Source organism: Pseudomonas sp. R4-84 (assembly GCF_054130985.1).
Genome location: NZ_CP096390.1, coordinates 3230518 through 3243842, shown reverse-complemented (window position 1 = coordinate 3243842; position 13325 = coordinate 3230518). Strand labels below are relative to the sequence as shown.

Genomic DNA, 13325 nt, shown 5'->3' with positions numbered 1-13325 from the left:
GTTATCGGTGGAACATCCGACGGGAGAATTCACGGTGGAACTGAAGCTGGTTGATGTTTTGGCACCGGCTATTCGGCCCTCAGCTACTTGAGTCGCCTGCCCATCGAAACGCTCAAGATCCACCGCTCGTTTATCAACGACATCGAACACAACCGCGACAGCGCGGAACTGGTCATGGCGATTATCTCCATGGCTCATAGCCTTCGGTTGACCCTGGTTGCCGAAGGTGTCGAGGAGGCCTCTCAGCAGGCGCTCCTGAAAATCGATTCCTGGCGCACGAGCGGTGAATGCATTGCGACCTTGGCGATCACTGTCAGAGGTCGAGGCTCAGACTCACACTGAGGTTACGCGGCTCTCCGGGCAGGACCCAGGCACTGTTATAGGATCGTTCGTAGTACTTGCGATCGAACAGATTGTTCAGATTCAGCCCGAGCGTAACGTCTTCGCTGGCTTTGTAGTGCGCGAGCAGATCGACAGTGCTATACGACGGCAGTTTGAAGCTACTGCCAGCCTGGCCTGAGCGTTCGCCTACATAGTTGAAGGCTGCGCCCATGTCCGATCCACGCAAGGCGCCGTCCTGAAACTCATAAACACCCATCAGGCTACCGCTGTTGCGGGCGATGCCTAACAGGTCGCTGCCTTTGGGTAGCGCGGAGTCGCCTTTGGTCACCTCGGCGTCGATGTAGGCATAAGCACCGATAACACGCAGGGCATCGGTGATCTGGCCGCTGAACTGCAGATCCAGGCCCTGGCTGCGAGCCTCACCGGCTGCGACACTTTCACCGAGCGCGTCGGTCGTCACGACGTTTTCCTTGTCGATGTGAAACAGAGCGATGGTCGCGCCAATACGGCTGTCGAACAGGTCCAGTTTTAAACCGGTTTCATAACCCAGGCCTTTTTCCGGTTTATAGACCTGGCCTTGCGTGCCGATGGTATTGGGCTTGAAAGACGTGGACGCGTTGGCGAATACGCCGACCTGTGGTGCTAATTGGTAAAGCAGCCCAACGCGTGGAGTGGCGACGTCTTTTTCCTGGCTGTTGCTGACAGCTGTCGTGCGATTCAGCGAAGTCTGCTCGATGCGCTCCAGGCGCACGCCGATCAATCCGCGCAGACGATCGGTAAAGGCGATCTGGTCTTGCAAATTGAGCGCGTAGCTCTCGGTGTGCTCGTGGAAATCGTTGGCGCGGGTCAGGGCCGGCTTGGGCTGACCATAAACGGGGTTGTAGATATCCAAGCCATAGCTTGCAAGCGTGGCGCTCTGGGGATACTTCTGGCTGTTGCGGTAGTTTTCATACTCCAGTCCCGCCAGCGTCTGATGCTGCCAGCCGGCCAGTTCGAAGTTGCCATGTAGCTCGGCCTGGGTGATGTTGTCGTTCCATCCAAAGTCACGCTCGCGATAGAAACGCGTGATGGTGGTGCCGACCAATGCTTGAGGTTCCGAGCTCGCGCCATTGAGCGTGCCCTGCGTGTAGTGATTGGCCAGGCGAACCTTCCAGTTGTCGTTCAAATAATGTTCCAGCGCCAGATCAATGGTCTGGTTGTCGTTGCGTATCTGGCCATCGTTGGGCTCACCCATGAAGGTCGACCGCTTGACCGAGCCAAGCTCACCATTGACTGCCGGAATGCCGCGGTCGAACACCGATTCGGTACGGGAGAACTCGGTGTCGAGCATCAGGCGGGTGTCTGGTGAAATCTGCCAGCTCAACGACGGACTGATGATCCGTCGTTGACTGTCGACGTGATCGCGAAAACTGCCATTGTCTTCGATGGCCATGTTTACTCGTGCCAGCAGGTTGCCCTCGCTGTCGAGTGGCGAGTTGACGTCGAGGCTGCTGCGGTAACGGTCCCAGGTGCCGGCGCTGATGTTCAGGTTGCTGAACGCCTCAGCCTGCGGACGCTTGGTCACGATATTGACCAGGCCGCCGGGATCGCCTCGACCGTAGAGACTTGCAGCCGGGCCTTTGAGCACTTCGATACGTTCGATATTGGAAGTGTCCGGCGCGCTGTAGCTGCCACGGTTGATGGCAAAGCCGTTCTTGTAGAGTTCGCCGGTGGTAAAACCACGGACGCTGTAGTTGAGAAAAGTTAGTCCGCCAAAGTTGTTCTGTCGTGAGACACCGCCTGCGAAATCCAGGGCGCGGTCGATTCGCGTGGTGTTGAGGTCCTTGATCACCTGGGCGGGTATTACATCGATGCTTTGCGGGGTATCGCGAATGTCGGAGTCGGTGCGAGTAGCTGTGCTCGAACGCGTTGCTCGATAACCTTGCACTGGACCATCGGCACGCTCCTCCACGGTGGATCCGGTGATAGTCAACGCGTCCAGCGTCAGAGGTTGTGCGGCTGAAATAGGTTGTCCAAGTAGCCCGAGGGTGAATCCTGTCAGCAGCGGAACGTGATGTTTCAAAATGAACTCTCCCATAAAGATGTAATAACATAACATTTATGGGGCCAGTCACACCACAACCTATAGATCGCCACTTGCTTGTTGATTGGGCACCGTCCTGATGATCATCTGCGTGCCTGGCGTTCCCTCGCAGCCTCTACAGAATGATAGCGTTCGCCCAAAGCAGACACTAAGCACCACGTATTTGCCTCAGGCCTACCGCATGAGTAGAATGCGATTAATTATCAATCATGTATTTGCCGGGATTCCGATGCGCAGCGATGAACCACTAGGTACTGCAGATCTAGGGCTGCTCTATCGAACCCACCACTCGTGGTTGCACGGCTGGCTAATCCGACGCATTGGATGTCGTGATAACGCAGCAGATTTGGCGCAGGACACCTTCGTACGCCTGCTCAAATCCCGTCAGCCCAGCCCCTTGCGTGAACCACGCGCCTATTTGAGCAGTATCGCCCGCGGGTTGATGATTGATCAGTATCGCCGTCGCGAACTCGAACGTGCCTACCTGGAGAGCGTCGCGTTACTGCCTCAACACGAGGTTCCCTCGGAAGAAAGCCGACTGCTGATTCTCGATACGCTCGAGCGGATAGATCGCATGCTCGATATGCTTAAACCGAGAGTTCGCCAGGCGTTTTTATTTGCCCGGCTCGACGGCTTGACCTGCGCACAAATAGCCGAAAAGTTGGGTGTTTCCCGTGCGACGGTGGAACGCGATCTGGCCACCGCCCTGCAACACTGTTATCGCTTGCGTTATGTCGAGGCGTGAGTCCCAGACGCTGGATCCGGCCGTTGTCGACCAGGCGATCTACTGGCAGGTGCGCCTGCGCTTCGATCAGCCAGATGAGCAAACACAGCGCACATTTGAGCACTGGCTGCAGCAGTGCCCGGAGCACGTGTTGGCGTGGCAGCGCGTGGAAGCGCTTGGGGATGAATTCGCAGGCGTGCCAGCTCAACTGGCCCGGCAAACCCTTAATGGGACCAATCATGGAATGCGGCGGCGGGAAAGCCTGAAACTCCTGGGCATATTGGCGACTGTTGGCACTGCAGCCTGGCTCGGCCGGGACTACACACCCGTACCCGCCATGCTTGCGCAGCAGCGCAGCAGTACCGGCGAGCAACGGCGCTTCCAACTCGATGATGGCAGCCTAATCCAACTCAATAGCGATAGCGCCGTCGACAGCGATTTCGACGCCCAGCGACGTCTGATAATCCTGCGACGTGGTGAAATCATCGTGAATGTCGGCGCGGATCAACACTCGCCTCGAGCGCGACCGTTCTGGGTGCAATCACGTGACGGGATCATGCGCGCTCAGAGTTCCCGCTTTCTGGCACGCGAGTTCGACGATGGCACGCTGGTCGCGGCTCAGGAAGGATCAGTCACGGTTTTCCCCGGCTCCAGTCAAACGCCTGCCAGCCGCAGTGTTCAGGCAGGAAATCAGCTGCTGTTCACATCAAGTGGGGCCCGAATGTTCAAAGGCAACGGCCTTGATCTATGGAGCTGGGGTGACGGGGTGATCAGTGCGCGCAATATGCGCCTCGATGATTTCATCGTGGAGTTGTCGCGCTATCGCCCCGGTGTACTGCGCTGCGCCGACGAGGTCGCGGATCGTCGCGTTTCCGGCACCTTCCAACTCGCCGACAACGATCAGGTCCTGGCATTGATCGCGCAGTCACTGCATTTGCACGTTGATTATCGGACCCGTTATTGGGTGACCGTGACCGCTGCCACCTAAGCCCATCAGAACTTTGTGTCACCTGAAAAAAATAATGAGGTGTATTCTCATTCTCGTTCGACCTCTAAGAAAGGCCGGAATACAGGCCTGTCTGCCGATGTCCTTTCTTGGAGCGAGAATATGAGTTCGTCCCCTGTTTCCCAGCGCCATCCATTAAGTCGTGCCTTGCACGGTGCGATTTTGGGGCTGATCGTAAGCAGCTACGCCTTGCCATCGCTGGCGCAAACGCCGAGCGCTGACCACAGCAATCAGGTCAAGCAGTGGAACATCGCTGCCGGCCCGCTGGCGCCGGCGCTTGACCGCTTTGCGCGCGAGGCTGGCATCAGCCTTTCCTTCGACGCGTCGAGTGTAGCGAACCGCACCACTGCTGGCGTGAATGGCACGCTCGATACGTCGGCAGCGCTGTCATCCTTGCTACAGGGAAGCGAATTGCAAATCCAACAGCAAGGCCCGAATGCCTATCTACTGTTCCCTCAGCCTACGCCCGCCGGCCCGCTGGAGCTCGACACAACGTCCGTCGAGGACTATCGCCTTGCGCCCCTCATCATCAATGCCAAGGTCAGGGTCAGTGCCGACGACGACGCCAACTCGGTTGTCGCAAAGGAACTCTGGGTGGGCGGCAAGGTGGCAACCAGCATTCTCAATACGCCGGCATCGGTGTCGGTTGTTACCAACAAAGAAATGGAACAACGCAGCGTCAGCACCACGGAAGAGGCGCTGCAATACACGCCCGGTGTGGTCAGTGACTTCTATGGTACGGATGACCGCAACGACTATTTCCAGATCCGGGGCTTCCAGGCCACCACCTACCGTGACGGCTTGACCCTGAGTTCGATGCGCGGCGTACGCGAAGATCCATTCGCTTACGAACGCATAGAGATTTTGCGTGGCGCCAACTCCACGCTGTTTGGCCCAGCGGACCCGGGCGGTTCGGTGAATTTCGTGACCAAACAGCCGCGCTTTGAGCAGTTTGGCCAAGGCTATGTGACCTACGGTTCGTTTGACCATGTCGAGACAGGCATCGATGTGGGGGATGCGCTGAACGACGAGAAAACCTTGGCTGGCCGCTTTACTGCCAAAGGCCAAAACAGCGACCGCGAATACGATCACTCACAGGACGACAACCAGTTGCTGATGGGTGGCCTCACCTGGGCGCCCACGGATTACACGTCAGCCACCGTGATTCTGGACTATCTGAAAACCGAAAGTTCGCCCAACAGTGGCGGCTATCCGCTGGACAAGGAATACGACCGCAGCAAGTTTTATGGTGAGCCGAGCTACAACTTTCACGATGTCGAGCGCACCAGCCTCAGCGGTAACGTCACCCATGACTTCGACAACGGCTTCGTATTGCGCAGCAATCTGCGTTACAGCAAATTGACCGATGATTTTGGCTACGTTTACATCAGCGACAGCGCCGCGCGTGTCGGTACTACCGTTGACCGGTACTTGTTTGGAACGGACAGTGAGGCCGACCAGTTCAACGGCAACCTGATGCTGCAATACGATGCCCGCTTCGAGAACATCGACAGCAGCAGCCTGGTGGGCGTGGAATACCTCGATTCGACTACCAAGGAAAGCTCGGTCTACGCCCTGACGACCCCGATTGACGTTGCAAATCCCGTGTTTACTGGCGTTTCACGCTCTATCACCCCGTATGCGGTCAACAAGCGAGACGCGACCACCAAGGCCGTATTTCTTCAGCAGAACCTATCGTTCTACGAGCGTTTCATCGTCACCGCCGGTATGCGCAACGATTCGATGGACCTTACCAGCAAAGGCTTGCAATCCACCGAGAGAGACAACTTCTCCGAAACCTCCTACCGAGGTGCGTTGACCTATATCGTCAACGATGAGGTGTCCACCTATGTGAGCATGGTGGAGTCCGTCTCGCCGCCTCAGGTTGGCGTAACACCGCAGACCGGCAGGCAGTACGAAGTGGGCGTGAAGTATGCGCCGATGGGGATGGACGCACTGTTCTCCGCAGCCGTTTATGACTTGACCCAGGAAAACGTCACCATCGCCGTGGTGCTGCCGAGCGGCATCATCGAGCAACAGACGGTGGGCGAATCGCGGGCGCGTGGCCTCGACCTGGAGGCCAAGGCGCAGGTGACGCAGAACCTCAGCCTGATTGGTGGCTACTCCTATATGGAGTCCGAGGTACTGCGCGGTTCGTTGTACGACGGCAGCTCCCTGAAGGGTAATGAGTTCACCACGGCACCCAAGCATTCCGCTTCGCTCTGGAGTTATTACGACGTGCCCGGCACTGATGTCAGCGTTGGCTTGGGCGCGCGCTACGTCGGCTCTTATTACTTCGATGCAGCCAACTCCGGCAAAAGCGATGGCGCCACGCTGTTCGACGCCGCGTTCAACTACGAGATCGCCAAGGGCACCGACCTTGCGGTGAACGTCAGCAACCTGCTGGATGAGCAGCACGTGGTCGGTTCCGGCACAGCGAACTTCTACAACCCGGGTCGCGAGATTACCGCCAAAGTGAGTTACAGCTGGTAAGCTGGCGTGTAAGCCTTCGTCCCCTATGGGAAGCGGTGCCCGCTATACGCGGGTACCGTCAACTTGGCCATAATTGTGCGGGACGAAAAGCAAGGGCGTTCGATTTTCATCGTTACGCGCCAGCGGTTGCTACGCGCGAAATCCAACGATGCTCACCGGAAAAAATCGCCTGATGTTCGTCCGGTTGTGGCACCTGAAAATGTTCGGTCCGAGCCGCGAGTCATTCGCCTTGGGGGCGAGCAGAGGAAGGTGGGACTGTTAATCAGGCCAACACCAATGAGGCCGCGCTAATGCCTTTTCTCTTGGAACAATGCACTCACCCATTCGACAAATACCCGCACATTGGGTGATAGATGACGGCGATCCGGAAACAACACGGAAACGGTTTTCGGCTCGACTGGAACATCCGGCAGAACTTCCACCAGACGTCCGCTATCGATGTATCGCTGCAGCGCCGGGCGCAGCCCCTGCACCATCCCAATCCCCGCCAATGCGCAGTAAAGCAATGCCTCTGCGTTGTCGACGACGATGCCGCTGCGCATCTTCACACTGATAATTTTACCGTTGCCCCTGAACCGCCAGGGCATGATCTGGCGGCGCTGTTCAACCATGAAGTTGACAGCCAGGTGCGCCTGCAGATCATCCAGCGTGGCTGGTAAACCATGTTTCTTTACGTAGGCGGGAGCCGCGCAGGTCACCAAAGCAACCTCGCCGATACGTTTGGCAACCAGGCTCGAATCATCCAGATCACCGAGCCGCACGGAACAATCGATGCCTTCTGCAATAAGGTCGGTCGCCCCTTCGCAATATCAATACGGCCACCTCATAAACAAGCACGGTTTTTCCGGAATGGGTGGTGACATCGACTTTAAACACGACCCAGCCCCGTTGATGATTTGACGCATGAATGAATGATCGAACGACTTGAACGGATAGCTTGAGCGTGTCTCCGGGCACCACCGGAGCAACCATCCTGAAACCATCGATCTTGCCACCCGCCACAACATTGGTTTGAAGCAGCAAGGCGTCGCACATAAGCCGCTGCGAAATACCGAAGGTTTGCACTGCACTGGCACAGTGCACGCCAAGCGGACTCGAACGGGCAAGGTCAGGATCTATGTGAATATCGAGAGGATCGTACTCTGCGGCAAAGGCAATGATCGCCTGCGTTGTAATAGGCGCAGATTGCTTGGCCGTCCAGAGGCTACCTGGCGTGAAGTCTTCCCAGTACAGCTCTTTCTCTGTCACGGTAACTCCTGGATTCTGTAGCGTCAGACTCAACGTAACCGAAGGTTGCCGGCCGATAGTGTCGGTGGGCGACGGCCTGGACAATGTCCAAAAGCCTCGGCGTGGTTGAATGTTTTGGACAACTATCAAGACCCGCCATTAAAGCCTGGGAAGAGGGCCCATGCGCTTGTTGATAACAAAACCTTCGGGTTGACAGATCATGTCGAGAAGTCGGAACGTAGAAAGCGTTCAGGCTCGTCAGGTTGCCCAAGGCAGGACTGCCGAAGAGATTCACAAGTCAGCATCAAGTCAGCAGGCAACCACCGGCAGAGGGGAGAGGGCGTGCTCATCCAGGATAAAGGAACGACTTCAATCGGATTGGTGCATGAGGCCCTGGAGGGCGCGTTGCGTCGCCAGCTGGACACCTCCCTTGCACTGCAGCAAGCACGTATCGACCCTGTACTCCTCACTTCCCCCCAAGCCAGGGTTTCGGCTGCAGCATTTTCTCAGCTGTGGGTCGCGCTCTCGGATCTGCTCGACGATGAGTTTTTCGCAATCGATAGCCATCCCATGCGACGGGGCAGCTTCCGATTGATGTGCCAGTCGTCGATTGACTGCGAGTCGTTAGAGCAAGCGTTGCGACGGATTCTGAAATTTTTGCGTCTCGTACTGGACGATATTCACGGTGAGCTGAGTTTTGATGGCGACTGCGCCGTCATCGTTATCCATGACAACGGCATTGAACGTCGTCTCTTTAGTTATGGAACATGGCTGATCCTGGTCCATGGACTGCTCTGCTGGTTGGGTAACAGACGCATTCACATTAAAGAGCTCTGCTTCAGCCCGAATCGACCACTCGACGATAGCGACTATCGGATGCGCTTCTGTGAAGACATTCAGTTTGGTGCGCCAGCGACGATGATTCGTTTCGAGCGCAGTTTTCTAAGCCTCAAAGTCGCGCAAAACAAAGCCAGTCTATCGGCGTTCTTGAAGGAGTCGCCTGCCAGTCTGCTGGTGAAATATCGTAACGAGGACAGCATCAGCGCCCAGATCCGCCTCAGATTGAGAGGCCTCGATCCGGAGCAATGGCCAGAGCTGGACAAGATGGCAAGCACGCTGTGCATGTCTTATTCGACGCTCCAGCGAAGACTGCAGGCCGAGGGGGTCAGTTATCAGCGTTTGAAAGACAATCTGCGCCGTGACATGGCGATCAATCTGTTGTGCCAGCCGAATATGACCGTGACTGAAGTGGCTGCCCTCACGGGTTTCCAGGAAAGCAGTGCCTTTCATCGTGCATTCAAAAAGTGGACGGGCGTGAGTCCCGGCGCTTACCGCCGCTCCAATGCTGACGAATCGGGCGAGATTTAAAAGCGTTTCTTGCGCTTATACAAAAGCACTGCGTCCCCGCCAGATTACCTCCTGTGATCTGCAACTCGTTTCATCCACCAAAACCTCAACAGACCAGGGTCATCCCGGGCGTGGCGGGTAAGTCACGAGTGTCCAAAACGGTCACGTACAACGATGCCGTCGGGCATAGGCCGCCGCAAAGGCAACTCCTACGATGCGCTGCAGGTAGCCCTGGCATCGCCTGTCAAGCGAGCCAATAACTCTTCGCACTTCACAAACAAAAACAAGATCGAAGGAGACGCGATATGCAGCCGGTAAACGTCTATACACTCGCGGTTGAATCAAAGTTCAACCGCTTCCATGGGCTCATCCTGTTTTGGTGTGTGCTCATTCTGATCATCGATGGCTATGACCTTGCTGTCGTCGGTGCAGCCCTGCCGGCGATCATGAAGGACATGAACGTCGATCCAACCAGCGCCGGCGTCATGGCGGGCTCTGCGCTCTTCGGAACGATGCTGGGCGCCATTTTTCTTGGCACGCTAGCCGATCGTATCGGGCGTCCCAGGATGATCGCCATCTGCGTGGCCTTGTTCAGTATTTTCACGGCGGCGGCAGGCCTCACCAGTGACCCGATCAGCTTCAGCGTAGCCCGCTTCATCGCCGGCCTTGGCATCGGCGGCGTACTGCCTATCTGCACCGCTCAGATGGGTGAATTTTCTCCACTCAAACTGCGTACTCGGCTGGTCACCCTGGTTTTCGCGGGGTACTCCGTGGGCGGAATCCTGGTCGCGCTGACGGGTAAGCAACTGATCGAGAGTCATGGATGGCAATGGGTGTTTTATGTGGCGTTGCTGCCCGTGGTGCTTATTCCCCTGATCCTGAAGACCATGCCTGAATCCATCGGCTACCTGCTCAAGACCGGACGTCAGGACGAACTGCGAGCGATCGCTCGTAAACTGGACCCTGCTCTCGTTATCGACGAAAACACGCTGATGACTGGAAACGCCACGATCCTGGATAAGCAGCAAGCACCGGTTCGTAACTTATTCAGGGAGGGGCGGGGCTTCAGCACTTTAATGATCTGGGCCGCGTTCATGACGGGCCTGTTCATGGTCTAGCCCTTAACTCCTGGCTAACCAAGCTGATGGCGATGGCTGGATTCAGCCTGGGTTCTGCGTTGAATTTTGTGATTGTTTTCAACTTGGGAGCCATCGCCGGTGCAATAGGCGGAGGGTGGTTGAGCGACAAGCTGAACATCAAGCACGTATTGGTCTGCTTCTATATCGTCGGTGCGATAGCACTCACCGTTTTGGGTTATATGCGTTCAACGTCGTTGCTGTTTCCAGTGGTGTTCATCGTCGGCGCATCGACCCTGGGAACTCAATTGCTGGCGTATGCGTACGCCGGCGATTTCTACCCGTCATCGATTCGTTCAACCGGCGTGGGTTTCGCGTCTGGTGTGGGACGAATAGGCGCAATCGTCGCCCCTGTCCTGATTGGCTGGTTGGTGTCGTTGAACCTTGCGCTCGAGAAAAACTTCATGGCCATCAGCCTGGCTGGCCTCATTGGCGCTGTCGCCGTAACCCTGATCAATCAGTCACGCGCCGACTCTACCCAAGTCAGAAAATCCCCGGCCCTGTCGAACTGATGGATGCCCCCGTCTGTAGCTGAATCCGTGGAATTGAATGCATGAAAATGAATCGCTTATCCAAACCGCCCATACCGTCTGAACTGCTTGCTCAAACGGTTGATTGGGCGATCGCTTCGCGGCGCAGTATTCGGGCTTTTTTGCCCACTCCCGTACCGCGCGAAGACATTGAGGCGATCCTTGATGTCGCTCGGTTCTGCGCTACGGGGGTGAACATGCAGCCTTGGCGCGTGCATGTCGTCACTGGAGAAGCAAAGGCTCGTCTTTCATGCGCCATCGCGGAAATTGACAACGATCCATCACAGAGCAACGACCTTGAAGATGCCTATGACTATTACCCACGCGAGTGGACTTCACCCTACGTGGATCGGAGAAGGCAGGTCGGGTGGGAGCTCTATGGGCTGCTGGGCATTGAAAAGGGAGACAAGCAGCGGATGCATGCGCAACACGGCCGCAATTACCAGTTCTTCGACGCTCCCGTCGGCCTGATCTTCACCATGGATCGGGTGTTGAAGGAAGGCAGCCTTCTTGACTACGGCATGTTTCTACAGGCCGTGATGGTCGCTGCGCGTGGAAGGCATCTGCACACCTGCCCACAAGCCGCTTTTTTGAAATATCACCAGGTCATTTCGCAAGCCCTTGCGATTCCCTCGGATCAAATGCTGGTTTGCGGAATGAGCCTTGGATACGCCGACGAGAGCAGCATCGAGAACACCTTGGTCACTGATCGGGAGCCGGTGAGCGCGTTCTGCACTTTTCATCACAATAATAAGGAAACAACATCATGACTCCTGGTGCTTATGAAAGTGGGCTTGATCGCTGCAAGGCCAACTATCTGCCCCTGACGCCACTTGGTTTTCTGGATCGGGCAGCCCTTGTGCACCCGGATCGGGTAGCGGTGGTGCATGGCGAACTGCAACGAACCTGGCGTGAAACCCGCGAACGCTGCTATCGACTTGCCTCGGCACTTTGCGAAAAAGGCCTGGGAGCAGGGGACACCGTTTCAATTCTGTCTCCTAATACTCCTGCCATGCTCGAAGCGCATTTCGGGGTCCCCCTCAGCGGCGCGGTACTCAATGCGGTCAACTACCGCCTCGATGCCGAAGGTGTGGCATTCATTCTGCGTCATGGCGAATGCAAGTTGCTGCTGGTGGATCGAGAGTTTGCTGCGCTTGCGGAGGCTGCATTGGCACTCCTCGAACATCCCCCGATGGTGATTGATATCAATGATCACCTGGCGCCATTTTGCGCGAGTGTCGCAGACATTGACTACGAAACCTTCATCCGCAGCGGCAGCCCTGATTTCGAAGGCGTCTGGCCGGATGACGAGTGGCAGCCGATAGCACTCAACTACACCTCCGGAACAACCGGTGATCCAAAGGGCGTGGTCGCGAGCCATCGTGGCACCTACCTCATGAGTCTGCTGCAGATGACCAACTGGCCGCTCACGCGGGCGCCTCGTTACCTGTGGACATTGCCGATGTTCCACGCCAACGGATGGTGTTTTACCTGGGCGATCACGGCTGTGGCCGGCACGCACGTCTGCCTGAGAAAAGTGTGCGCAGAGACGGTGTTCGATGCGATCGATAACCACGGTGTCGATCACTTCTGTGCGGCGCCGATTGTCATGGCCATGATTGCCAACGCCGAAGACCGCCCCGCGCTCAAGACGCCGGTTCGAGTGTTGACTGCTGGTTCTCCACCTCCGGCCAGCATACTCAACGCAGTTGTTTCACGAGGCTTCGACGTGGACCACGTGTACGGAATTACCGAAGTGTCCGGTACGCCGATCAGCTGCGTCTGGCAAGACGGCTGGGACGATTTAACGCCCGGTGAGCAAGGCGCTATGCGAGTACGCCAAGGGGCTCGTGCAGCCGCCTTCGAAGGTCTGATGGTGGCTGACGCCGATACGATGCGGCCAGTCGCAAAAGATGGCCAGACAACGGGTGAGCTGCTGCTCAGGGGCAACACCGTAATGATGGGTTATCTGAAGAATGACAGTGCAACCCGAAAAGCATTCGAAGGCGGTTGGTTTCATACGGGTGATGTCGCCGTCGTGCACCCTGACGGCTACGTCCAGATTACCGACCGGTGCAAAGACGTGATTATCTCCGGTGGGGAAAATATTTCGTCTGTAGAGATCGAGGAGGCGATCCACTGTCACCCGTCTGTTCTGTATGCCGCTGTAGTCGCTCAGCCGGATGACAAATGGGGTGAAGTACCGTGCGCGTTTGTCGAGCTGAGAACGGGTGTCGAGCCTCCCACCGAAGCAGAAATAATGGAGTTCTGCCAAGCACGTCTGGCTCGATTCAAATGTCCGCGCAGAGTGGTCTTTACGGTGTTGCCGAAAACCGCAACCGGGAAAATCCAAAAGTTTGTACTTCGTGAGCAGGCAGGCAGTCGCGATGCCATTGTCCGTTTGGCTTCGAATGGCTAGGTCGTAGTCGCTTCCATC

At 56.7% G+C, this 13325-nt stretch carries 10 protein-coding genes and 1 pseudogene; 8 read left to right on the top strand and 3 right to left on the bottom strand.

Translation table 11 applies throughout. The annotated features are described in order from the left end of the window. Positions 1 to 87 precede the first annotated feature (87 nt). Positions 88 to 342 carry an EAL domain-containing protein gene (locus M1D68_RS14500; RefSeq protein WP_457967308.1) on the top strand — a complete coding sequence of 85 codons (255 nt, stop codon included), beginning with the start codon at positions 88 to 90 and terminating at the stop codon, positions 340 to 342. On the opposite strand, the gene M1D68_RS14495 is transcribed toward M1D68_RS14500, so the two are convergent. Next, positions 314 to 2419 (bottom strand): TonB-dependent siderophore receptor, encoded by a 2106-nt coding sequence (locus M1D68_RS14495; protein WP_457967306.1) that lies wholly within the window; start codon positions 2417 to 2419, stop codon positions 314 to 316. The genes M1D68_RS14500 and M1D68_RS14495 overlap by 29 nt on opposite strands. Positions 2420 to 2654: 235 nt before the next feature. Between M1D68_RS14495 and M1D68_RS14490 the strand changes: the two genes are divergently transcribed. The 3 genes from M1D68_RS14490 (at position 2655) to M1D68_RS14480 (ending at position 6648) form a co-directional block, all read left to right on the top strand. Further along, entirely contained in the window at positions 2655 to 3170 is a 516-nt protein-coding gene (locus M1D68_RS14490) for a sigma-70 family RNA polymerase sigma factor (RefSeq protein ID WP_434564115.1), read from the top strand. Further along, positions 3157 to 4137, top strand: a complete 981-nt coding sequence (locus tag M1D68_RS14485) for a FecR domain-containing protein (protein ID WP_434606218.1) — start codon at positions 3157 to 3159, stop codon at positions 4135 to 4137. Before M1D68_RS14490 ends, M1D68_RS14485 begins: the two co-directional genes overlap by 14 nt. Before the next feature lie 120 nt (positions 4138 to 4257). Continuing rightward, positions 4258 to 6648, top strand: coding sequence for a TonB-dependent siderophore receptor (locus tag M1D68_RS14480; RefSeq protein WP_457967304.1), 2391 nt, complete (start codon positions 4258 to 4260; stop codon positions 6646 to 6648). Positions 6649 to 6935: 287 nt separating this feature from the next. Here the strand turns inward: M1D68_RS14480 and M1D68_RS14475 are convergent, their stop codons facing one another. Further along, a complete protein-coding gene (locus M1D68_RS14475; RefSeq protein WP_434701909.1) occupies positions 6936 to 7409 on the bottom strand; it encodes a LysR substrate-binding domain-containing protein in 474 nt (157 codons plus the stop codon). Then, on the bottom strand, positions 7396 to 7896 hold the full coding sequence (locus M1D68_RS14470; RefSeq protein ID WP_434559341.1) for a MaoC/PaaZ C-terminal domain-containing protein: 501 nt from the start codon (positions 7894 to 7896) through the stop codon (positions 7396 to 7398). The genes M1D68_RS14475 and M1D68_RS14470 overlap by 14 nt, the downstream gene beginning before the upstream one ends. 321 nt (positions 7897 to 8217) lie before the next feature. Between M1D68_RS14470 and M1D68_RS14465 the strand changes: the two genes are divergently transcribed. The 4 genes and pseudogenes from M1D68_RS14465 to M1D68_RS14450 all read left to right on the top strand — a co-directional run bounded on the left by M1D68_RS14465 (position 8218) and on the right by M1D68_RS14450 (position 13307). Beyond that, positions 8218 to 9243, top strand: a complete 1026-nt coding sequence (locus tag M1D68_RS14465) for an AraC family transcriptional regulator (protein ID WP_457967302.1) — start codon at positions 8218 to 8220, stop codon at positions 9241 to 9243. A 284-nt stretch (positions 9244 to 9527) separates the two neighbouring features. After that, positions 9528 to 10870: pseudogene (locus M1D68_RS14460) on the top strand (MFS transporter). A 41-nt stretch (positions 10871 to 10911) separates the two neighbouring features. Next, positions 10912 to 11658, top strand: a complete 747-nt coding sequence (locus M1D68_RS14455; RefSeq protein ID WP_457967300.1) for a nitroreductase — start codon at positions 10912 to 10914, stop codon at positions 11656 to 11658. Continuing rightward, entirely contained in the window at positions 11655 to 13307 is a 1653-nt protein-coding gene (locus tag M1D68_RS14450) for an AMP-binding protein (protein WP_457967298.1), read from the top strand. Before M1D68_RS14455 ends, M1D68_RS14450 begins: the two co-directional genes overlap by 4 nt. The last annotated feature ends 18 nt before the right edge of the window (positions 13308 to 13325 follow it).

Coding starts and splice junctions, on each gene's coding strand:
- M1D68_RS14495 (WP_457967306.1), bottom strand. CDS start 2,419: ATGGGAGAGTTCATTTTGAAACATCACGTTCCGCTGCTGACAGGATTC.
- M1D68_RS14490 (WP_434564115.1), top strand. CDS start 2,655: ATGCGCAGCGATGAACCACTAGGTACTGCAGATCTAGGGCTGCTCTAT.
- M1D68_RS14485 (WP_434606218.1), top strand. CDS start 3,157: ATGTCGAGGCGTGAGTCCCAGACGCTGGATCCGGCCGTTGTCGACCAG.
- M1D68_RS14480 (WP_457967304.1), top strand. CDS start 4,258: ATGAGTTCGTCCCCTGTTTCCCAGCGCCATCCATTAAGTCGTGCCTTG.
- M1D68_RS14455 (WP_457967300.1), top strand. CDS start 10,912: ATGAAAATGAATCGCTTATCCAAACCGCCCATACCGTCTGAACTGCTT.
- M1D68_RS14450 (WP_457967298.1), top strand. CDS start 11,655: ATGACTCCTGGTGCTTATGAAAGTGGGCTTGATCGCTGCAAGGCCAAC.